This window comes from Clostridium sp., from assembly GCF_017888565.1.
Taxonomy (GTDB): Bacteria; Bacillota; Clostridia; order Clostridiales; family Clostridiaceae; genus Clostridium.
Genome location: NZ_JAGHFX010000058.1, coordinates 228,706 through 251,930, shown reverse-complemented (window position 1 = coordinate 251,930; position 23,225 = coordinate 228,706). Strand labels below are relative to the sequence as shown.

The 23,225-nt window shown below is 26.6% G+C and carries 18 protein-coding genes; 4 read left to right on the top strand and 14 right to left on the bottom strand.

Features of this window, described 5'->3' with window-relative positions; translation table 11 throughout:
* Positions 1-56: 56 nt before the first annotated feature.
* The 3 genes from ygeW to J7M87_RS11740 all read right to left on the bottom strand — a co-directional run bounded on the left by ygeW (position 57) and on the right by J7M87_RS11740 (position 3,952).
* Positions 57-1,250 (bottom strand): knotted carbamoyltransferase YgeW, encoded by a 1,194-nt coding sequence (gene ygeW, locus J7M87_RS11750; protein WP_008679795.1) that lies wholly within the window; start codon positions 1,248-1,250, stop codon positions 57-59.
* Positions 1,251-1,315: 65 nt separating this feature from the next.
* Positions 1,316-2,632 carry a YgeY family selenium metabolism-linked hydrolase gene (locus J7M87_RS11745; protein WP_291651235.1) on the bottom strand — a complete coding sequence of 439 codons (1,317 nt, stop codon included), beginning with the start codon at positions 2,630-2,632 and terminating at the stop codon, positions 1,316-1,318.
* Positions 2,633-2,971: 339 nt separating this feature from the next.
* On the bottom strand, positions 2,972-3,952 hold the full coding sequence (locus J7M87_RS11740) for an alpha/beta hydrolase (protein WP_291651234.1): 981 nt from the start codon (positions 3,950-3,952) through the stop codon (positions 2,972-2,974).
* A 240-nt stretch (positions 3,953-4,192) separates the two neighbouring features.
* Between J7M87_RS11740 and J7M87_RS11735 the strand changes: the two genes are divergently transcribed.
* Positions 4,193-5,299, top strand: coding sequence for a GerMN domain-containing protein (locus J7M87_RS11735; RefSeq protein WP_291651233.1), 1,107 nt, complete (start codon positions 4,193-4,195; stop codon positions 5,297-5,299).
* Between the two features lie 264 nt (positions 5,300-5,563).
* Here the strand turns inward: J7M87_RS11735 and J7M87_RS11730 are convergent, their stop codons facing one another.
* The 8 genes from J7M87_RS11730 to J7M87_RS11695 form a co-directional block, all read right to left on the bottom strand.
* Positions 5,564-8,938, bottom strand: coding sequence for an AAA family ATPase (locus J7M87_RS11730; protein ID WP_291651232.1), 3,375 nt, complete (start codon positions 8,936-8,938; stop codon positions 5,564-5,566).
* Between the two features lie 126 nt (positions 8,939-9,064).
* Entirely contained in the window at positions 9,065-10,231 is a 1,167-nt protein-coding gene (locus J7M87_RS11725) for an SAM-dependent methyltransferase (RefSeq protein WP_291651231.1), read from the bottom strand.
* An 87-nt stretch (positions 10,232-10,318) separates the two neighbouring features.
* A complete protein-coding gene (locus J7M87_RS11720) occupies positions 10,319-11,152 on the bottom strand; it encodes a deoxyribonuclease IV (RefSeq protein WP_291651230.1) in 834 nt (277 codons plus the stop codon).
* Between the two features lie 383 nt (positions 11,153-11,535).
* On the bottom strand, positions 11,536-11,907 hold the full coding sequence (locus J7M87_RS11715; RefSeq protein ID WP_291651229.1) for a hypothetical protein: 372 nt from the start codon (positions 11,905-11,907) through the stop codon (positions 11,536-11,538).
* A gap of 81 nt (positions 11,908-11,988) precedes the next feature.
* Positions 11,989-12,777, bottom strand: a complete 789-nt coding sequence (locus J7M87_RS11710) for an SDR family NAD(P)-dependent oxidoreductase (protein ID WP_291651228.1) — start codon at positions 12,775-12,777, stop codon at positions 11,989-11,991.
* A gap of 155 nt (positions 12,778-12,932) precedes the next feature.
* Positions 12,933-14,327: a L,D-transpeptidase family protein gene (locus tag J7M87_RS11705; RefSeq protein ID WP_291651227.1), complete on the bottom strand. Its 1,395-nt coding sequence runs from the start codon at positions 14,325-14,327 to the stop codon at positions 12,933-12,935.
* Between the two features lie 269 nt (positions 14,328-14,596).
* Positions 14,597-15,535 carry an L-lactate dehydrogenase gene (locus tag J7M87_RS11700; protein WP_291651226.1) on the bottom strand — a complete coding sequence of 313 codons (939 nt, stop codon included), beginning with the start codon at positions 15,533-15,535 and terminating at the stop codon, positions 14,597-14,599.
* Positions 15,536-15,936: 401 nt separating this feature from the next.
* Positions 15,937-16,320, bottom strand: coding sequence for a VOC family protein (locus J7M87_RS11695; RefSeq protein WP_111927913.1), 384 nt, complete (start codon positions 16,318-16,320; stop codon positions 15,937-15,939).
* A gap of 209 nt (positions 16,321-16,529) precedes the next feature.
* On the opposite strand from J7M87_RS11695, the gene J7M87_RS11690 reads away from it, so the two are divergent.
* Positions 16,530-17,177 carry a hypothetical protein gene (locus J7M87_RS11690; protein WP_291651225.1) on the top strand — a complete coding sequence of 216 codons (648 nt, stop codon included), beginning with the start codon at positions 16,530-16,532 and terminating at the stop codon, positions 17,175-17,177.
* Positions 17,178-17,305: 128 nt separating this feature from the next.
* Here J7M87_RS11690 and J7M87_RS11685 read toward each other — a convergent pair whose 3' ends face one another.
* Both J7M87_RS11685 and J7M87_RS11680 read right to left on the bottom strand, forming a co-directional pair.
* Positions 17,306-17,866: a GNAT family protein gene (locus tag J7M87_RS11685; protein WP_291651224.1), complete on the bottom strand. Its 561-nt coding sequence runs from the start codon at positions 17,864-17,866 to the stop codon at positions 17,306-17,308.
* Between the two features lie 45 nt (positions 17,867-17,911).
* Positions 17,912-18,457: a hypothetical protein gene (locus J7M87_RS11680; RefSeq protein ID WP_291651223.1), complete on the bottom strand. Its 546-nt coding sequence runs from the start codon at positions 18,455-18,457 to the stop codon at positions 17,912-17,914.
* An 87-nt stretch (positions 18,458-18,544) separates the two neighbouring features.
* Between J7M87_RS11680 and J7M87_RS11675 the strand changes: the two genes are divergently transcribed.
* Complete coding sequence (locus J7M87_RS11675; RefSeq protein WP_291651222.1) at positions 18,545-19,258, top strand: hypothetical protein; 714 nt, start codon at positions 18,545-18,547, stop codon at positions 19,256-19,258.
* Between the two features lie 23 nt (positions 19,259-19,281).
* Here the strand turns inward: J7M87_RS11675 and J7M87_RS11670 are convergent, their stop codons facing one another.
* On the bottom strand, positions 19,282-21,234 hold the full coding sequence (locus tag J7M87_RS11670; RefSeq protein ID WP_291651221.1) for a TetM/TetW/TetO/TetS family tetracycline resistance ribosomal protection protein: 1,953 nt from the start codon (positions 21,232-21,234) through the stop codon (positions 19,282-19,284).
* A 304-nt stretch (positions 21,235-21,538) separates the two neighbouring features.
* On the opposite strand from J7M87_RS11670, the gene cplR reads away from it, so the two are divergent.
* Entirely contained in the window at positions 21,539-23,188 is a 1,650-nt protein-coding gene (gene cplR / locus J7M87_RS11665) for an ABC-F type ribosomal protection protein CplR (RefSeq protein WP_291651220.1), read from the top strand.
* Positions 23,189-23,225 lie beyond the last annotated feature (37 nt).

The window sequence follows — 23,225 nt, the reverse complement described above, 5'->3', positions numbered from 1 at the left end:
TTTTATCCTTATATTTTCCTTGGATAAAAGCCCATATATTTTATATAGTGTTAAGCTTATTTAACTTGACGATCCTTTTTAGCTTCTTCTAATTTAGCTAAAACTTCTTGTGGATCCTTAACTTTGCTTAAGAAAATCATTGCTGCAATAACATATGGCTTATAGCTAGCTTCTTTATAAAGAGGTTTTCTATATCTATCAAATACTGAAGCATCAACTTCCCCAGTTTCACAGCTAACTCCTGTAATATCTGCTGGTAAGCAATGTAAATATAATGCTTTTCCATCTTTAGTTGTCTTCATTAATTCTTCTGTACATTGCCAATCTTTATGTTCAGCATTTTGTGCTAATAATTCTTTTTCTAATTCTTTGATTCCATCGAAATCGCCATTTCCATATAAATCTGTTCTCTTTTCCATAGCAACAAATGGAGCCCAGCTCTTTGGATATACGATATCAGCTTCTTTAAATGCTTCTTCCATTGAATTAGTCTTTGTAAATGATCCACCTGAAAGTTTAGCATTTTCTTTAGCAATTTCTTCAACTTCTGGCATTACTTCATATCCTTCTGGGTGAGCTAAAACAACATCCATACCGAATCTTGTTAATAATCCAATTATTCCTTGAGGAACTGATAATGGTTTTCCATAAGATGGAGAATAAGCCCAAGTCATAGCTACTTTTTTACCCTTTAAGTTTTCTATTCCACCAAATTCATTAATTAAATGAAGGGCATCAGCCATAGCTTGTGTTGGATGGTCAATATCACATTGTAAATCAACTAAAGTTGGAATTTGTTCTAAAGTTCCTTCTTCATATCCTTCTCTTACAGCCTTTGATACTTCTCTCATGTAAGTATTTCCTTTTCCGATATACATATCATCTCTAATACCTATAACGTCAGCCATAAATGAAACCATGTTTGCTGTTTCTCTAACAGTTTCACCATGTGCTACTTGTGATTTTCCTTCATCTAAATCTTGAACTTCTAATCCTAAAAGGTTACAAGCTGATGCAAAGCTGAATCTTGTTCTTGTTGAATTATCTCTAAATAAAGAAATTCCAAGTCCACTATCAAATATTTTTGTAGAAATATTATTTTTTCTTAAATCTCTTAAAGCTTCTGCAACTGTAAATACAGCTTTTAATTCATCGTCGCTTTTTTTCCAAGTCTCCATAAAGTCATCATTATGCATTTTTGAGAAATCTAATTGATTAAGTTCATTAATATATTTGTCCATTAAAGCCATTTTAAAATTCCTACCCTTCATTATCTTAATTTTTATTTATTCAAATTTAAAATTAAATTATTTTATTATTTTTCTTTATTAGTACAGTAAATTGTTGGTAATGCAGCATATACAGCAGCACACTTAATTAAATCTTCTTTCCAAGTCTTTTCATTTGGAGCATGCGCTTCTGCTTCTGCTCCAGGTCCAAATCCTATTACAGGGATTCCATTACGTCCCATTATAGAAACACCATTTGTTGAGAATGTCCATTTATCTGTAAGCGGACGAGCCTTTCTCATTTCCTCTGTTACTGTAGCCCCACTTCTTGTTGTTCCGTAAAGACCTTCATATGACTCTTCCATTGCTTTTGTAACAATATGATCTTCTGGAATTACCCAAGTTGGGAAGTAACATTCAATTGGATATACTAAGCCTGTATAGCTTGGCCTATCATAGTTATACATACTTACTGTTGCATTATATTTTTTAACAGCTGGAAGTTCACGAATTTCTTCTAAACAGCTTTCCCAAGTTTCACCTGCTGTCATACGACGATCTAAAGAAATTGAGCATGAATCAGCAACAGCACAACGACTTGGAGAAGTATAGAATATTTGAGAAGTTGTAACTGTACCCCTTCCTAAGAAGTTAGCTTCCTTCCATTCTGGGTTATATTTTTCATCTAGCATTTTTACTAAGCCTTTGATTTCTTTATCATCAGCAGCATTATTTTCATTAAGGTCACGAACATTCATTAATATTTCAGCCATTTTGTAAATTGCATTATCTCCTCTTTCTGGAGCTGAACCATGGCATGAAACCCCTTGAACATCAACGCGAATTTCCATACGTCCTCTTTGCCCTCTATAGATTCCACCATCTGTTGGCTCTGTAGAAACTACAAATTCTGGTCTTATATTATCTTCTTTAATTATATATTCCCAGCAAAGTCCATCACAGTCTTCTTCTTGAACTGATCCAACAACTAATGCTGTATATTTTTCATTTAAAAGATCTAAGTCTTTCATTATTTTTGCTCCATAAACAGCTGAAACTATTCCTCCTAGTTGGTCAGAAGTACCACGTCCACCTATTTCAGTTTCAGTTTCATATCCTTCATATGGATCAAAGTTCCAGTTTGCTCTGTTTCCTATACCAACAGTATCAATATGTGCATCAAATCCTATTAATGTTTCCCCTGTACCCATATATCCTAGAACATTACCTTGTGGGTCTATTTCAACTTTATTAAATCCTAATGCTCTCATTTCTTCAGCTATACGGTTAACAACACCTTTTTCTTCACAGCTTTCTCCAGGAATAGCAACTAAATCTCTTAAAAACTTAGTCATTTGAACTTTATATCCCTCTGCTTGTGATTTAATATTTGTAAAATCCATATTCTTTTCCCCCTTATAGTTTAAATATATTTAATTCTTTAATATTATTATTAAGATCACCGATTATATTTATAGCAAAACTCATGCCAACTTTTTCACTAATTATTAAGGCAATATTTTAGTATTATTATGGTTTTAGGCCCCTTTCACCCCTTATTTTATTAAAAAAAATAAAGGATTATCATTTTGATAATCCTTTATCACTTTGGTTAAATCCAGCATTTTATAAGCTTTTCAAGGTTAATTATATATTTTTATCATTTTGATAAGTTATCCTTTATGATAAATTATATAAATAGAATTTGATAAAAATAATTTAATGTTCATTTATGAAGTCTTCTACATATTTTTTGCAATAAATTCTAGCATTTTTATACCAACTGACACAATCTCATCTATATTTATCTGAGAAAAATCATGACTAGTTCCCTCTAAAGTTATAAGCTCTGTTTTATTTTCTTTTTGTTTAAGTTCCTCATACAATATTTCCGCATTTTCATAAGGTACTATACTATCTTGTTTACTATGAACTATTAACGTATTTGGCTCATTTTTATCTACATAATTTACTGGACTATAAAGTTTTAAAATATCTTCCCTTTCTTCTCCTACAGAATTTATTATTTGCTCTAAATCCCATTGAACATTGTCAATATCTAGAGTTGTTAAATCCGTTGGTCCAAAAAAATCTATTAAGTATTTTATATTTGAAGAATATCCTTCTAACTCCTGTGAATCAACAAACTCATCTTCACCACTATATGCAGCCATTAATGCTAAATGCGCTCCAGATGATGCTCCTATAACACCTATTCTATCTGAATTAAATCCAAAATCATCTTTATTTTTGTGTATCCATCTTATAGTATCTTTTACATCGCTAATTTGCTTACTAAAGTTCTCTTCTCCATTCATAAGTTCATAGCTAGTGCTTATTATTGTAAAACCCTCATCTCTAAATGCATCTAAAAGTGGAGATATAGCTTCTGGTATTTCATTATTTCCATATACCCAACTGCCTCCATGTACATATAATATTACTGGTGAACCACCTTTAACACTCTTTTTCGGTCCATAAATATCCAGAGTTAATGGAACTCCATTAGTATTTTTATATATAATATCATCATAATCTATAGAATCTATTGATTTTAATGACAAATCTTCAGTTAAGCTTGGTCCGTTTTCTACGAATTCACTATATTTCTTTAATACACTTACATACAAAGATATTCTATCTCTTATAGAAAATATAAAAATTCCACCGATTAAAACTACTACTAAAATTACTAATCCTAAAACTTTTAAAAATTTCTTCATTTCTTCTCCTTCCATTAATATTATAGTTTCCTTACTATTTTAATTTATATTATATTTTAAATATTTATACAATAAATTAAACTTTTATTAATTTTGATAAGAAATTTTTAAAATTATACTAACTTTAATTATCTATATTATTAAAATTAGTATAATAAATATTATTTATTTTATATTTTTGTCAATATTGTTTGTGTATAGTAATACACTGTATTGATATTAAATTTAGGAAGTGATTCTATGAAAAAAAGATTATTTCTATTAATATTTTCATTAGTATTTTCTCTTATTTTAATTGGATGTAATAAAAATAAAAATGAGCCAGTATCTACTCCTTCACAAAATATTGTAAATGAAGAGAAAAATCCAAGTAATGATACTAATAAAGATCAAGCAACTGAAGATGAGCCATCAAATAATACTGATGAAGATAAATCTATTACTAATACTAAAGTTCGTTTATTCTATTTTGACTCTTCAAATTTGAATCTCTATTATATAGATAAAGAAATTCAAATATCAAATAAAGCTGTGGTAAAGGCATTAACAAAAGAACTTCAAAATTATTCTCCTAACAATAATTTTATAAATTTAACTAATAAAGTAGAGATTACTTCTGCTAAATTAGATGAAAATAAAAAACTTCTAACTATTGTATTTTCTTCTTCATATGTAGATAAAATGCTTCTTGGATCCTCAACAGAAAGTGGACTATTATCTTCATTGATATCTACCTATGCCTATAATTTAGATGTTGATAAGGTTGCTATTTATTTTGGAGATAAACTATATACTTCTTTGAAGGGTGATCTTCCTAATGGTTATTTTAATGTAGATTATAGCTCTGCCATTCCATACTCTAAAGATTCTTATAATAACTCTAACTCTGAAAATAATAACGAAACTGATACTGTAAAAAAGACTATAAACTCTAGAATATATTACTATAATTGCATTGATGATGTATTTTATTATATAAATAAGCCAATTGAAGTAATAGATGGAGCGTTAGTAACTGCCTTAACAAATGAATTAAAGAATCCTCCAAGCCAAAATTTATTTAGTTTTGGCGATAATTTAGCTATTCGTTCAGCTAAATTAGATAAAGAAAATAATACACTAACTGTTGATTTATCAAAATCTTATTATAATATATTAAGTAAAGTTGGTTCTGGAGGTGAATCTGCTGCTTTAAAATCATTGGCTTTAACTTATGGATATAATTATGGAATTGATAAAGTTATAATATTAGTAAATGGAAAACCTTATTCAGGTAGTCATATAATTTTTGAAGTAAATGAGTGTATTAATATTGATGTAGATAATATTAAACCTTTAAGTATTTAATATATTATTTTCTTATATAGCTAATTAATTTAAATACTAGGACTTTCATACTATTTTATCAAAAAACAGTAGTTAGTTTTGCATAAAAACAAAACTAACTACTGTTCTTAATAAGTAAGATTCTAAAACTTAAAAGATATGTAGTTACTAGAAAAAAATTTATAGTAACCACAAGTAATTAATAAATAAAGTACTTAAACAAACTATTAACCCTACTGTTTTACTATTTCTAAATATTTCTTTAATATCTTGTATTTAAAATCCCTACTCGAAAGTATTCTTTAATAAAAATTGATTTTTACTTTTAATAATATCACTTGAAATTATTACACTGATTTCTTTAGGATTTATTTTTGAATCACAAATTCTAATACTTTGTTCTCTAATAAGACCATCTAGATATTGCTTTATCATCAACCCGTTTCTTAAGCTTAAATTTCTATTCTCATCTAGTTCAATTATTGAATTATTTAAAGTTTCTTTAGCCCCATCATCTAAAATATATTTTTTACTTTCTAAAATACTTAATGCCATATTAAATAATTCATCTTTTTTATAGTCTTTAAAGTTTAGCATTGATGGAAATCTATAATTTAATTCTGGACTTACCTGCATAAGTCTTTTAATATTTTTGCTTTTTCCTGATAAAGTTATAACTATTCTGTTACTATTCTTATCTATAAATTTAACTAAATCCTTAATTATCCTATTTGATGTGTCTTCTAATAAGAATTCAGCATTATCTATATAAACTACTTTACCAACTTGCCTATTTAAAATATCTTCAATAGATATACCATTTTTCATATTATCTATAATTTCTTCTTTGCTTAGCTCCACTATACTTTTTGCTTTTACAACTCCCATACTATATAAAGTTTCTGATAATATATTTAATACAGTTTTTTTACCTGTTCCAATATCTCCAGTAAAAATTATGTTCATATATCTATTTATATCAGTAGATAGCCCTAGTCTTTTTCGTCTTTCCTTTACTCTCATTAATTTATATTGATTTCTTAAAAACTCTTTAGCTTCCTCATTTCCAATTAAATCTTTTAATCTCTCTTCTAAATCAAACTCATTGTCATATTGAGAAGTATTAAGCTTTTCAACATCCTTAGACGTTATTAAATTCATCTCATAAACACTTATATCTTCTCCTGCAATTCTTATGCTTTGAATTCTTATTAAATTCTCAACATAATTTCTTACCATTCTACCATTCCCTGATTGCGCATCAGAATTTTCATATATATCAACAAAACTCTTTTTAAGTGCAGCATATCCATTCTTAGATAACTTAAATCCTTTTGACTCAACTAATCTTATAGCCATTTCTAAAAGTTCATTTGGATTATAATCTTCAAAATTAGTCCATAATGGAAATCTTGATCGCAGTCCTATATTTACATCAAAAAACTCTTCCATTTCTTGCTCATATCCAGCTAATATAACTATTACTTCTCTTGAATAATCTTCAATTAATTTAAGAAGTGTTTCTATAGCCTCTCTTCCCAAACTATCATTAGCAAGAGTATAAGCTTCGTCTATAAATAATACACCACCTAAAGCTTCTTTAAATTTATCTTCTGTCTTTTTAGCAGTTTCTCCTGGTACATTAGAAACAAAACTAGATCTATCTGTTTCTACTAACTGACCTATCTTTAATAATCCCATACTATTAAGCATTTGTGCAACTAACCTTGCTATACTGGTTTTTCCTGTACCCGGATTTCCTGCAAACACCATATTTAAATTTTGCTCTATTTCTGTGTTTACTCCAACAGACTTTCTTTTTTCCTGAGCAATTAAAAGCTTATATTGACTTCTTAAAAGATCTTTAACTTCTTCTAGCCCTATTATATCTTTTAACTTTTCTTCTAAATCAAATTTAGCACTAGCTTTAAAGTTAAAATCTTCTCTTTCTAATAAATCTATTTCGCTTTTATTACTATTTAAATATTTTCTTGATGAATATATAATAGCATTTTCTATTATATTTCTTACAAACCTTGCATTTCCTAAATCATTTTTTCCTGTAAGTTGATTTCTAGTAAACAAGTCTATTAAATCATTTTTTACATTTTTTGCAATTCTATATCCCTTTGCCTTTGCAATTTGTATAGCAATTCTATACATTTCTTCCGGATTATAGTCTTCAAAATGAATTACATTTGGAAACCTAGATTTGAGCCCTTGATTAAAGCTTAAAAACTCTTCCATATCTTTTTCATATCCAGCTAATATAACTGTTAAATTATTTCTATTATCTTCAATTCCTTTTAGTAAAGCATCTACTATTTCTTTTCCGACTTTATCATCTTCACTTTCACACAAAGCATATGCCTCATCAATGAATAGTACTCCTCCTATTGCTGAACTTATTATGTCATTTGTTCTTTTAGCAGTCTCATTAACATTTTCTGTTACAAAATCCGCCTTGCTAACTTCAACAAATATGCCCTTTGATAATAGTCCTAATGCATTTAAATATTCATAAGTTATCCTTGCTGCGTTTGTTTTTCCAGTACCTGCATTTCCTGCAAATATCATATTTAAAGATATTCTAGATGTTCTTAGTCCTAGTCTTTCTCTTATACTCTGTACCTTATAATTATTTTCTATATTTATTAAAAATTCTTTCAAATCTTTAACACCTATTATAGATTCTAACTTATATCTAACCTCATCTAAAGTAGGAGTAGAATATTTATTTAATCTGTATATCTCGCTATTTACATTACAATATAGTTTATTACGATCTACATATATTAGTATTTTTTCTCCATCTTCTATAGCTTCCTTTAGTATTAGGTTTCTTAAAGGATCACTTACTTTATAATATATATATTCTGTAATTTCAAAGCCACTATTTTTACTAAAGTTCTTTTGAAGATATTCACCAACACCAAATTCTTCTTTTTCTTTACTATTATCTTTAAATCCTAATAGAACTTGTATGCCAAAATCATCTTTTATCTTTTCAATTTCATTTGTTAACTTCTTTCTTATAATTATATTCTTCTCTTTTTCCGTAAGCTCTCTAGTATGAAAATTTCTATCGATATTTTTTAATGATACTTCTAGAAATTCTTCAAATTCATTTTTATCTTCGTAATTATAAATAAATATAAAGAATTTATTATGACAAACTATTTTATTTATTTTATTTTTATCTTGTGCTTTTGCCTCTACTAAGAATTTATTTTTAATTATATAGTCATTATTTAGTTTAATACAAGTATTAGGATATATACTTGACAATAGATTCATTATTTCTTTTGATGCTTTTTCTGTGTTTTTAAACATTAACCCCTCAGATTTATCATTACCTAACTTTTCATATAAATCTGTTAAAAAAGCATTATAACCCAAATTAAAATTATAGGATGCCAAATCAATTTCATCTAAATTCTTATTTTTTATTAACTTCTTTTCATATAATTCATCAAAAATAGTCCTTATACTTACCTTCTTAAATGTATTTTTATGTCCTGCTACAATTAAAATTCCTTTTTCTTCATTTTCTAATTTATTTATAAAATATTCCGATATTTCTTTAAAAAATTCCCTTTGACCTATAAATTCTTTATTTAGCTTCTTTTCAATATCTAATATTATTTCATTCTTACCCATTTATGTCCTCCCATTCATTTTTTAACATACTCTCATTGATCTATTCTATATTATTTTTATCAAAGTTATTATGACTTAATCATTAATATAAAAAATGCTGTACTTTTGTAAGCACAGCACCATGAATTATATTAAATTATCTTTTTTTAATAAATTTAATAATGTTGGATTGAAATTAAATTCACTTATAAGCGAATCAACTTCTTTTAAAGCTTTTTCCTTTTTCTCCATGGAAACTTTAGATTTTGAAGCTCTTATTAATATATTTTTAGGTGAATGTGCTATATCAATGAATTCTAGAAGCTGTGTCTTATATCCAGCAGCTTCCAAAAGATTTCCCCTTACTGCATCTGTCATTAATGCTGCCATTCTTTCTTGAATTATACCATATTTAGTTAATATAGATAATGTATTTGCTTCCATTTGTTGATTAAATTCATGTTGGCAACATGGTACTGAAAAAATCATCTTTGCATTCCATTTTATTGCATTATACAATGCATAATCTGTTGCCGTATCACAAGCATGTAGTGTTATTACCATATCAACATTATTTTCATACTTGTATCCATTTATGTCACCAAGTTCAAAATGTAAATTATCATATTTATATCTTTGAGCTATTTCATTACATTTTTTAATTACATCCGCTTTAAGATCTAACCCTATCATTTTAACATTTATATTTTTTATTTCTACAAAATAATAATATAAAACAAATGTTAAGTATGATTTTCCACAGCCAAAATCTAATATAGTAAGTTCCTTATAATCATTTTTCTTTATTTCATCATCTATTATCTCAATAAACCTATTTATCTGCTTATACTTATCATATTTAGAATTTATAACTTTACCTTCTTTAGTGAAAACCCCTAAATCTATCAAAGGCTCTATTATCATTCCCTCTTTTAATATATAATTTTTTTCTTTATTATGACTCTTATTAGAAAGATTTGAATTATTGCTCTTTTTCTTTCCTAAAAATACTTTACCTTTTTTTGATATCTTTAAATCAAAGGATGTTTCATTAGACCATGCAGATAATTGTTTGTAATTATCATTTACACTATCAAATAGTACTTTTTCTAATTGATTAATTTCAATATTCTCATGAAAAACTTGCTTATCAGTAAACTTTTCTATTTGATAATATTTTTTCCCCTTATTATTTTCCTTAAGTAAAAAACTTATTTTATTATACTTAACTTCTTTATTTGCTTTATTACTAATAACTATCTTTATAATTTCTTCTTTTAACATTTCATAAATAGCATTTTTTAAATCTTCCATATATAAACTCCTTTTAATAAATTGCGAATATAAAGGCTACGATAAATAAATATTACACAAGAAATTATTAGATAGCAAGAATTTTTCTTATTCTACATATTTACTTCTTAATAGTTCTATTTCTTTCGCATAACCATCAAGTTCATTTGGAGTTTCTAAGAAAAATGGTAAATGTTTTAGCTTTGGATGATTTATTATTCTTGTTATAGCTTCTAATCCTAAAGAACCTTCACCAATTTTCTCATGTCTATCTTTATGACTTTTAAATGGATTTTTGCTATCATTTAAATGAATTGCCTTTAATCTATCTAATCCTATTACTCTATCAAATTCTTCTAAAACTCCATCTAAATCATTTACTATATCATATCCAGCATCATAAATATGGCAAGTATCAAGGCAAACTCCCATTTTTTCTTTTAATTCAACTCTTGAAATTATTTCTGCTATTTCTTCAAATGTTCTTCCAACTTCTGAACCTTTTCCAGCCATAGTTTCTAATAAAACTGTTGTAGTTTGATCCTTACTTAATACAGTATTAAGTAAATCTACTATGTAATTAATCCCTATCTCCACCCCTTGTTTTACATGACTTCCTGGATGAAAATTATATAAGTTATTTGGCATAAGTTCCATTCTATTTAAATCATCAATCATCATTTCTCTTGCAAATTCTCTTGTTCTTTCATCTGCTGAACATGCATTTAATGTATATGGAGCATGAGCTAAAATAGTTGAAAAGTTATTTTCCTTAGCAATTTTTAAAAGCCCTTCCATATCATCCATATTTATTTCTTTCGCCTTACCACCTCTTGGATTACGAGTAAAGAACTGAAATGTATTTGCTCCAATTTGCAATGCTTCTTTTCCCATATTCTCAAAACCTTTTGTAGTTGATAAATGACATCCTATATTTAACATAATTACCTCCAAAGTATAGTCTTATTTCAATTTGTTACATTTAATAATCTTTTTTATTAAATAATACTAAACTATTATCTAATCTGTATAATTTGTAAACTAATCCTATTAATTATTAGTTTCTGTTAGTTATATAAAATAATACTATAATAGTCTATACTAAATCAAGAACTAATTAATAATTTTTATTACTTAATAAAGATATACGAATTTAATATTTAAATTTAATAAATTAAATAGAGTTGCTATAATTAAAACAGCAACTCTATTATAAAAACATAAATTCTAATTTACATTATAAAAGTTAATGCAGTAGATTAAACTCCACCAATTATTAAAGCTTTATTCTTGATTTCTATAATTCCTAATAGCTTTCTATAAAACTATATAATAAAAGTTAAACCTGCACTAAACACTCCACCTAATATTAAAGAAAATGTACTAACTGCTAGTGCTACATCTAACTTTGTATTAGATTTTTCTCTTTCCATTTTAGTAACTTCTAGATTTGCACTAGCTGAATATTGAGCACTATTCTGTCCAAGCCCTTGCATAGAAAGTCCCATTGGATCACCTGATATTGATGCAAAGATTCCTACAAAAACTAATATAATACCTTCTATAAATAAAATATTTTCAAAGTTTTTATAGGCTGTTACTTTAGTTATTATAAATCCTATTAATGCTGCTACTCCAAGCCAAGCTATACCCCAAAGAAAAGATTTTATAACTAAGTTGATTCTATTATCTTTCATATAAATACCCCCTTTTTACTATTATAACATTATTTTCCTTTATAGTATATATTACTATATAAAATAATTATACATTCCCTCTTATTTTGTGATAGAATCACCATACAATGGGGTTGGAAGTCCGAATCCTCCTGCAACCTCAATTAAATCTCCTGTAATAAAAGATGATTCATCACTAGCATAAAATAGTGCTGCATTTGCTATATCCTCAGGCTTTCCAATTCTATTTAACGGAACATGTCTTAAAAATCCTTTTATAAACTCATCCGACATATTATCCATAGCAGCATCTGTTGCTATAAGACCTGGTAATATTGCATTACATCTAATTCCTTGTCTTGCATATTGAACTGCTATGTTTTGTGTTAAAGAGTTAATTGCTGCCTTTGATACAACATAAGCTACACGTGATAAATCTGGAGTTACTGATCCTATAGTTGATATGTTTATTATGCTTCCGCCTCCATTTTCTATCATATGAGGTATTACTTCTTTACAAGGTAAATATACACTTTGTAAGTTATCTTGTACTATTCTAAAAAAATCCTCTGTCTTTCCTGTAACTACATCAAAATCTGCTTTTACATCAGTTCCTCCATAGTTATTTACTAGTACATCTAATCTTTTTTCTTTATTAATAACCTCTTCTATCATAGTTTTATATGTTTCTGGCTTACTTGCATCAAAATATACTACATCTGCTTTACCACCATTTGCAATAATTTCATCTGCAATCTTTTTGCCTGCATCTAATCTCCTTACAGCAAGATAAACCTTAGAACCATTTTCACCTAATTTTCTAGCTATTTCTAATCCTATACCTCTTGTTGATGAAGTCACTAAAGAAATTTTATTCTCTAATCTTTTCATAGAGCACCTCCAAAATATAATCTAAATTCATCTCAACGTTTCAAAATATATTTTACCCATAAGATTATCTTTTTAAGTAACAATTTTTCTATAAATAATATTTTACTTTTTCATATTTTGATGCAATGGTATCGACAAAACTTCTTGCAATATTTCTATTCTTCATAGCAAATAACAGGGGTTCCATCCTCTATATTCTCAAAAATAGTTTTTGCTAAGTATGATGGAGAGTTTACACAACCATGAGTTCCATTCACTTTATATATTCCACCTCCAAAAGAATGTCTCCAACTCGCATCATGAATTCCTATATTACCATTGAAAGGCATCCAATATGTTACTTTAGCTTCGTAATTTGGACCTCTTAAAGTTGCTTCTTTTTGTTTATAATTAAGCATATACGTTCCAAGTTTAGTTGAATAACCTTTTCCAGGATCTCCAGTTACCACATCCCCTTGAGTAATAAGCTTACCATCTTTATAAAACCATAAATGCTGACTTGTTATATTGATTTCTACATAGGTATCCCCTATATCATCTTCATTTCTATTTAAAGCTCTTTGTGTATAGATTGGTTCTTTTTCAAGAACTGCTCCAAGCTTTATATTTTCAAGTAACATCCTTGTTTCAGCTACATAATTAATTTTCCATCCATAATATCCGCCTTTAACCTCAACCATTTTTCCTGTGGAAGATTTAAAATTTCTTGCTATTCCAACTGTGTTATATTTAGCACTTAACTCTAAGACATAATCTTTTACTGATTCTTCATTTATTATTACTTCTAAATTATCATCAACAGTAAGCCATTCATTTATTATACTTCCATCTAAAACTTCGCTCTTATTTCCAAATAAATATGTTATTTTAGTTGATACATATTTATTTAGTATATATTGAGTTTCCATTGTCTTTTCAGAATTTATTGTATACTCTGGATTTTCATAACACAATTTCACATCCAAATCTACTTCTAAGTCTCCATTTAATATGCTGTTCTCTATAGCTTCATATAATTTCTCTTCTTCTACCTTATTCCCATAAACTTCTTCAATTAATTCATATGAACCATTTGAATATTTAAATCCAACATTCTTAGGCTCTATAATATCTTTATTTAAGCACTCTAGTTCTTTAATTTTATTTTTTAAATTATCCCTATTATAAGTAACTAAATCATCTACATAGTAATCTTGATTTTTTATTAATGATACAATCCACTTTAAAGGAGCTTGTACCTTTTGAACATTAGACACACTATTTTTTTCGTTGTACTGTAATCCTATATCTTTTCCTAATATTTCTTCTACTTTCCTATCTCTTTCTATTATTTGTAACTTGTAATCATTTAAAGAGCTTTTTAATATATCTTGTACATCTTCATATGACTTTAATGATATATTAATTCCATTTATCTTTGTGTTGAAAAAGAAATGATTTGTAAAAAATACTGATATAAGTAAGTATATAAATATAATTGCTGTCATCATAATAATTATGTTTCCTGTAATTTTATTTTTAAAAAGCTCTTTTAGATTAATACTCTTCATTGCTCCATACCTTTCATTAATAGTATTTTATTTGAATATAATTTCTAATTTATAATATGCTTGTATTTTTTATTTTAAAACTTAATATACGTTACAATAAAGATTTAATATTTAACTAAAATATAAATGATTGAAACATGTAACATAATATATAAAGAATTATATTATTGTTATTTTTAAGTATACTTATTTTTTTAGAAATAATATAAAATAAAACTGCAAAAGGTATGGAATAAAAAATTCCATACCTTTTGATTTTAATTTCAACTCTAATTATTATTAATTCTATCAATATATTCTTTCATTATCTTAGCGGATGAAATGAATTTTTCTTTTTCATCTTCTGATAATTCTATATTTAATACTTTCTCTACTCCATTTTTACCTACTATTGTTGGAACACTTAAATATGTGTTAGTAACACCTAAATAATCATTTAATAACGTAGATACTGATAGCACAGTTTTTTCATCCTTTAAAAATGCTTCTACTATTCTTGTAAGAACTGCTGCAACTGAAAAGGCAGTAGCTCCTTTTCTATTAATAACTTCATAGGCTGCATTTTTAACATCATCAGCAATGACTTTTTCTGTTGCTTCATCCCATTCTATTTTCAATTGTTCTGAGAAGTCCTTTATTGGAATATTACCTATTGTTAATGACGACCATGGAACAAATTCACTATCTCCATGTTCTCCTAAAACATAGCCTTGAACAATTCTTCCATCAATACCAAAGTATTTTCCAAGTAAACTTCTTAATCTTGTTGTATCTAAAACTGTTCCTGAACCAATGACTCTTTCTTTAGGGAATCCAGATAATTTGTAAGTCATATATGCTAGTATATCTACTGGATTTGATACAACTAGTAATATTGCATTAGGGCTTAATTTTGCTATTGTTGGAACAAAGCTTTTAAATATTTTATAGTTTTTGTCTACCAAGTCTAGTCTAGTTTCTCCTGGCTTTTGTGCAACACCAGCAGTTATAATTATTATATCTGAATCTTTAGTATCTTCTAAAGATCCTAATGTAACATTGCAAGGACTATTTAAAGAACTACCATGCATTAAATCAAGAACTTCCCCTAGTGCCTTTTCTTGGTTAATATCATTAATAACTATTTCTCTTGCTACTTCCTTTTGTAGTAAGGCAAAGGCAGTAGTTGCTCCAATTGACCCTGCTCCAATTATTGATATTTTACTCATATATAATACTCCTTCATCCTTTATTTAAATTTATTATCATTTATTTCTATTATATACTAATTATTTATTAATTTATACTTTTCTCTAATAATTTTTATTATATAACTTCATATATATGTTTAAATTAATATTCTATCCAATTAGAATTATTAGCATATTATATAATTAATATACTTGTTTAATTATATAACAAAATTGAAATCATATATTGTTTAAAACTATATATTTTTATTAAAATACTGAATTTATTTAAACAATATAATTTACTTAAAACTTACTTATAATTTAATTAAATGTTATATATTTATTTAAACTTCTATAATATTTATTTTTAGTAGTTTGTGTATTATATATAAAAATAAGTCTAGTAACTTTTGTGAGGTTACTAGACTTATTTAAATTTATTTAGCTCTTATTACTTCAATTTTATATCCATCTGGATCTGTTACAAAGTAATATGAAGGTTTTGTTCCAGGAAGCCCTTTAAATGGAGTTACTTCATATCCTAAAGCTATGTGCTTTTCTCTCATGCCCTCTAGATCTTCAGCTTCAACTGCAATATGGCTAAACCCATTTCCTAAGTCATAAGGCTTTTCAACATCGTAATTATAAGTTAGTTCTATTTCATATCCACCTTCTTCATTAGATAAATAAACAAGGCTGAATTTATGTTCTGGATATTCTTTTCTTCTAGTTTCTATTAAATCTAATGCTTCTTTATAAAACTTTAATGACTTTTCTAAGTCCTTAACTCTTATACAAGTGTGTAACATTTTAACTGACATTTCTTGTCCTCCTATTTTAAATTTATTTAATATATGTTTAATTATATTTATGAAATTACTTTTTATCAACTAATTGTTCAATTTATAAATATTTTTTTAAATTTAAACATTATTTAAAGGTTTTCCTTTTACAATTTACTTTTCTTAAGTTTTATCATAAAATAAATTTACATATACATTTGGTATAATTATCTAATCTAGGAGGTTCTATGAGAAAAAAGAAAATATTTTTATTATTGATTTCATTATTAATTTCTCTTAATTTTACTGCTTGTAAGAATTCAAACTCACAAGATAATACAACTAAAAATAATCCTATTGAAGAAAATACTAATCTTGATGAAACTACAGAGGAAGCACCGAAAGTTCCTACTTCTTTTGAGGCTTTTGGAAAATCATATTCTTCAACTAAAGATCTAAATTTAATAGAAAAAGGAGCTAATATTTATGATGATCAAACATCTATTCACTATACTTCTGGTGAGTATAAAGAAATAGATTTTATAAATGATTTATTATATGCTTACTTAAATGAAGATACTTCTATATATAACTATTTAATATCATATAGCGATATTAATGAAAAAGGTTATCAAGCTATTTCTGAAGAAGATAAAGAAAAACTAATAAAGGATCTAGCTTCATTAAGAAGTCAAATGGATCTTCCTAGTGGAGAAGAAATGGTAGTTCGATTAGATAGAGTAACTTACGAGGGTTTAGATCCTAATACAAATTCCGGACATAGTTTTAAAATAAGAGTTGCAATTTCAAGAATAGGAGCAACAGTAGTCCCTTGGAACTACTTTACTATTACTGTTTTTGAAGATGAAAATAAACTTTTGGCACATTTGTTTTAGTGAAAAGTTAATAGTGAAAGAGTGTAGAAATTAATGATGTTTTGCTATTCAAAACCAAATTTAATTTCTGCCAAGCACTCTATATTTCAAAGTGCCTAAGGATTTTCCCCTTAACTCTTTCACTTTTTTCATTCTTTCACTCTTTCATTATTATAAATATATAAGTCCATTAATATCTCATCATCATATTCATCATTAACATAAAAGAAATTCTTATGAAATCCTACTTCTTTAAATCCAAACTTTCTATACAAATTTCTTGCTTTTGTATTGTTTGCCTTTACTCCTAGGCTTATATTCTTTATTTTTTTAGTATTTTTAGCAAAGTCTATTAGTGTTTTCATTACTTCACTTCCGATAGAAAACCCCCAATATTCTTTTTTTACTGAAATAGCAATTTCTGCATTATGAGATATTCTTTTTCTATTTGATGTGGATATTTGCGCTATACTTACTATTTTTTTATTTATTATTCCTACTAGCATCATAGAAGTTTCTTGGTTAGCCATATTTTCTAAATATGATTTTTCTTGATCTATACTTAAATGAAACTCATTTTCTCCAAATAGCAAATTATCACTTTCGCCGCCAACTATATTTAAATATTCAATCATCTTTTCAGCATCATTAACTTCTGCTTTTCTTAAAATTAAATTTTCCCCATTTTTTAATTTTATTTCTTTATACATAAAAACCCTTCTCCAATACAAATTGCTTAATATAATGAATTTATTTTAATCTATGGATACATAATCATTTTTAATATGATCATCTAAATATCTTAAAAGATTTTCTTTTTCTTCATCATTTTTAAAGATCCTTAATGGTATATTAATAAAAGTTGAATTAACAAGTCTTATAAAAATATTTTTTTCCATAACATAAGCTTTCTCAATAGATTCCCATGTAACATTTAGACATATTCCGTCTATTTCTTTTTTTATTCCTTCATCACTTAAAGTAATTATTGTGTCTCTAAAATAATCTATCCCTTTTAAATTAGGATCTTTTATTATAAATTTAGATGTTCTGTTAACCATGTGTTTATAGATGTCCTTATTAAAGATAACCCAAACAACCGTAAAAATTATCCAAAATATCAGCGGAACAATAGTATATCCCTCTAATATTTCAACAAGAGATAATATAATTATCAAAAGTAATGTAGGGTAAATTATAGCATTAAGAATTCTTCCTCTTTTTATAACACCTCTCTCGTTATTAACGAAGTAATTTAACTCCATATAATCATTATCATTATATCTAAATTTCATAATCATTAATAATCACCTCTTTATATTAATTAATATTTACTATATAATTATTGTAACACATTTTCTAACTTATAAATATTTTAGGAGGCATATATGAATAACTATAGTAACAATATAGTTTTTAATAAAGAAAAGAAAAAAACTATTACACCTAAAATTAAATTTATATTAGCTATTATTTTAATGATTCTAATTGCAGTATCTGTATTAACTTCATTTCTACTAAAGAACTTATTATACATTCCTGAATTATCTAAAGAAGAAGCCATAAAAATATTATATATAGATGATTCTGTAAATGAAAAAATTAAAAAAGCTGCTATAGATTATAAATTATCTGAATCTAATCCAATGTATAGTAATATATTTGACGTAAACGATCTAAATAATATTAATAGAAGTACACGTTCTTTAACCACAGATTTAATTATAAGTTATTCAGATATTAAAATTAATACTAACTGTAATGTAATCTTTGAATATAAAGATAATAAATGGATAATTACTGATATTAAAGATCTTAAAGCTGGCGATTTAAGTCCAGCTATATCTGCTGGATCCTATTTTTTAGATAAGCTATATTTTGAAGTGTTAAGTTTAGGTGGCTTTTCTTTTAATGGCACTAAATATAACTTTGATAAAGATTATATTAAAGACCTAATTGTACTTAAGGAATCCGGAAATACTACTGAAACTACAGTATATATAGGAAATTATAATAAAAGTAATGAATACTCAATGGTTGCAACTTTATCATTTGACTTTGAAAAACTACAATGGGTTTTAAAAAACTTAGAATTAAGGTAGAACAACTTATATTGTTCTACCTTTTATTCTTTTACTTCACAATGAATATATTCTTCAACCTTATCCCAAGGAACTACAAACCCCTGTCCCTTTGAACAGAAAATAGAACTTGATGAATATTCTATATCGGCATTTTTATCATATCCTATTTTATTAATTGCTTCTTCTGTATTGTGACATACATCATATCCCTCAAATATTAAACTTACACTACCTTTGCCTTTAGTAAAGGTAAGTATTTCTGAGCTATAATCCATAAATGTAGATACTGGCCCTCTTCCTGTTATAGAAACCTTATTTAGTCTTGTTTCTGGTGGATCAAATTCTCCATTTAACCTTTGAATATCAGATATAACCTTCCCCATATAATCAAGTTCTACATCTATTTTAAACTTATAGAATGGTTCAAGTAGTATATTATTAGCTTTTTCTAATCCTTGTCTTATTGCCCTAAATGTAGCTTCTCTAAAATCTCCACCTTCAGTATGTTTATTATGTGCTCTACCAGTTAATAGAGTTATTTTTATGTCTGTAATTGGTGAAGCTGTTAAAAGTCCATGATGATTTCTTTCAAAAATATGTGTCTTAATTAAGTTTTGGTTTCCTGTAGTTAAATCATCAGCATGACATTTATTTTCAAAAGTTATTCCTTCTCCTCTTTTGTTAGGTTCTATTTTCAAATGAACTTCAGCATAGTGTTTTAATGGCTCAAAATGCCCATATCCATATGTCTTATTATCTATGGTTTCCTTATACATGATTTCACAAGGACCAAATTCTACTTTTAAATTAAATCTATTTAATGCAACTTCTTTAAGTACTTCAAGTTGAATCTTGCCCATAATAGACACTTGAATTTCTTGATGTGTTTCATTCCATATCACATTTAATGCTGGATCTTCATTTTCTAATATTCTAAAATAGCCTAAAACTTCTTTTACATTATATGATTTATCAATAATAACTTTTGACATTAATGTTGGGATCATATTAAATTGAATGTTTTCTCTATTTTTTCCTATACCTTCTCCTGGCATTGCTTTAGTAATTCCTGTTACAGCAAAAATATCTCCAGCTGATACTTTTTCAACTGTTGTGAACTTATTACTATTATAAAGCCTTATACTACTTATTTTTTCAGTTATTTCTTCATCTAACACTCCATAAGTAATTTCATCTCTTACTTTAAGACTCCCACTAATAGCTTTTATAAAAGTAATTCTAGTTCCATTATTATCATATCGTATTTTATGAACTCTTCCTGCAAACTCTTCCTCTTCATCATAATTTGTATATGTAAGTTCATTGAATATATTCAAAAAATTATCTATTCCTTCATCTTGAAGAGCACTTCCACTTAAACATGGAAATACTTTATTTTCTTTTATAAGTTTTTTTAACTCATTAATCCAAATTTCTTCCTCATACTTACCATTAAAATATCTTTCTAAAAGATCTTCATTTCTCTCAGAAATAAATTCTATTAATTCTTCACTCATTCCATGAATAGAATCTATATGACATATATCATTACTTAAATTTTCATTAATTTCTTCAAGTACACTTTCTAAATCAGCTCCTGTTCTGTCCATCTTATTTATAAAGATAAAGGTTGGAATATTGTATTTTCTAAGTAAATTCCAAATTGTCTCAGTATGCCCTTGTATTCCTTCTACCCCACTAATTAATAAAATCGCATAATCTAATATACTTAATGCTCTTTCCATTTCTGTAGAAAAATCAATATGCCCAGGAGTATCTATAAGATAATAAGCGGAGCTTCCAATTTGAAATGTAGCTTGTTCTGAAAATATAGTAATTCCTCTTTCTTTTTCAATATCATGTGTATCCAAAAATGAATTTTTATGGTCTACTCTTCCTCTATTTCTTATGCTTTTTGTATGATAAAGTACTTGCTCTGAAAATGTAGTTTTACCTGCATCTACGTGAGCAAGAACTCCTATTGTCTTTTTCATTAAATCACCTTTTCTTAAACGCTATATAATTTATTATTAATTATATCATAGAAGCATTTGAAATAACTAAAAAAAGTGCTATAATGAAAACTGAAAACAAATTTAAGAAAGGGAAAGGTAATTTCAAACATGAGAATGTAATCTACTTTTAGAATTTTTAATTCACAATAAAATTTAAGATTTTTATTAGTCTTTTTTTGTTGTGTAAAAATTTACGGAGAGTGGATTACTGGCTTAAGGTTTATTTGCGTTACCCTTCTATAAAGTCGTATACTCTCTCCTACATTTTAAGGAGGGATTTTTTATGCAATTAGCATTATTAAATAAAATCAAAAAATATTATGGTGATAAATTAATATTAGATATAGACAAATTTGAAATACTAGATGGGGATAAAATAGGATTAGTTGGTGATAATGGCGCTGGAAAAACTACGCTTTTAAAAATTTTAATCGGTGATGAGATTTCCGATGAAGGAACATCTTATTTAACTGAAAGCTATTCCTATATTAGCCAATTTGGTAATAGTTTAAATGAATGTTCATTTAACAAAATAAAAAGTATTTTTAATGCTCCTACTGAATATAAAGACTATCTTTCTGGTGGAGAAAAGGTCAAAATGAAAATTACTAATGCTTTAAGTGAAAATAAGAAACTTATTATTGCTGATGAGCCAACTTCTAATTTAGATAGTAATAGTATTGAAACTCTTGAAGATATGCTGAAAAATTATTCTGGTGCTCTTCTTTTAGTTTCACATGATAGAAATCTATTGGATTCTTTATGTAATACTATTGTTGAAATTAAAGAAGGAAAGCTAAATATCTACAATGGAAATTACTCTAAATATATAGAACTTAAGAAAGCAGAAAAGGCAAGGGAAAATACTGAATATAATCAATATATTAATGAAAAAAGAAGACTTGAGGAAGCTATAGTATCAAAAGAAAATATAAGAGATGGTATTAAAAGAACACCTAAAAGAATGGGGAATTCAGAAGCTAGGCTCCATAAAATGGGTGGTCAAAAAGGTAAAAAGAAATTAGAAAATAATATAAAAGCTATTAGGAATAGAATCGAGCAATTAGATGTAAAAGAAAAACCTAAAGAAGATAAAGATATAAGAATTGATGTTATTGAAAATTTAGAGCTCACTTCTAAAAATCCTATTGAAGCAAAAAACTTAAATCTTACTATTGGTGGTAGAGTCCTATTAAATGAATGCGCTTTTAAAATAAAGAAAGGAAAAAAGATTGCCTTAATTGGGAAAAATGGAAGTGGTAAAAGTACTTTATTAAAAGAAATTATCAGTAACAATAATGAAAATATAAAAATTTCTAAAAATGTTGTTATTGGATATTTAGATCAATCTCAAGATATACTCGATCAAGATAAAACAATATTAGATAATATTAAAATTAATTCTTCTTTCAAAGAAAGTTTTATAAGAACAAATTTAGATGGCTTTGGTTTTAAGGGAGATACTGTATTTAAAAAAGTTTCATATTTAAGCGGTGGTGAAATAGTAAGAGTTGCTATTTGTAAGCTTTTACTTTCAGATAATAATATTATAATTCTTGATGAACCAACAAATTATTTAGATATTAAATGCATGCAATCTCTTGAAAATGCTTTAAAAAACACTAATAAAACTCTTTTAATAGTATCTCATGATAGAAAATTCATTTCAAATATTTGTGATTATATATTAGAAATAGATAATAATAAAATTATTCAATTTGATGGTAGTTACGATGAATATATTAATTTTAAATCTAAGCCCAAAATTGATAAAGATGAAAAGATCCTTAAAGAAAATATATTAATATTAGAAAATAAGCTTTCAGAAGTTATTTCTTTATTATCCTTTGAAAGTGATCCAAATAAAAAAGCTTTATTAGAAAATAAATATTCTGAGGTATTAAAGCAACTTAAGGAACTAAGAAATCAATAAAAATGGTGAGTATGTCTTATATTTGTGAAAAATCAAA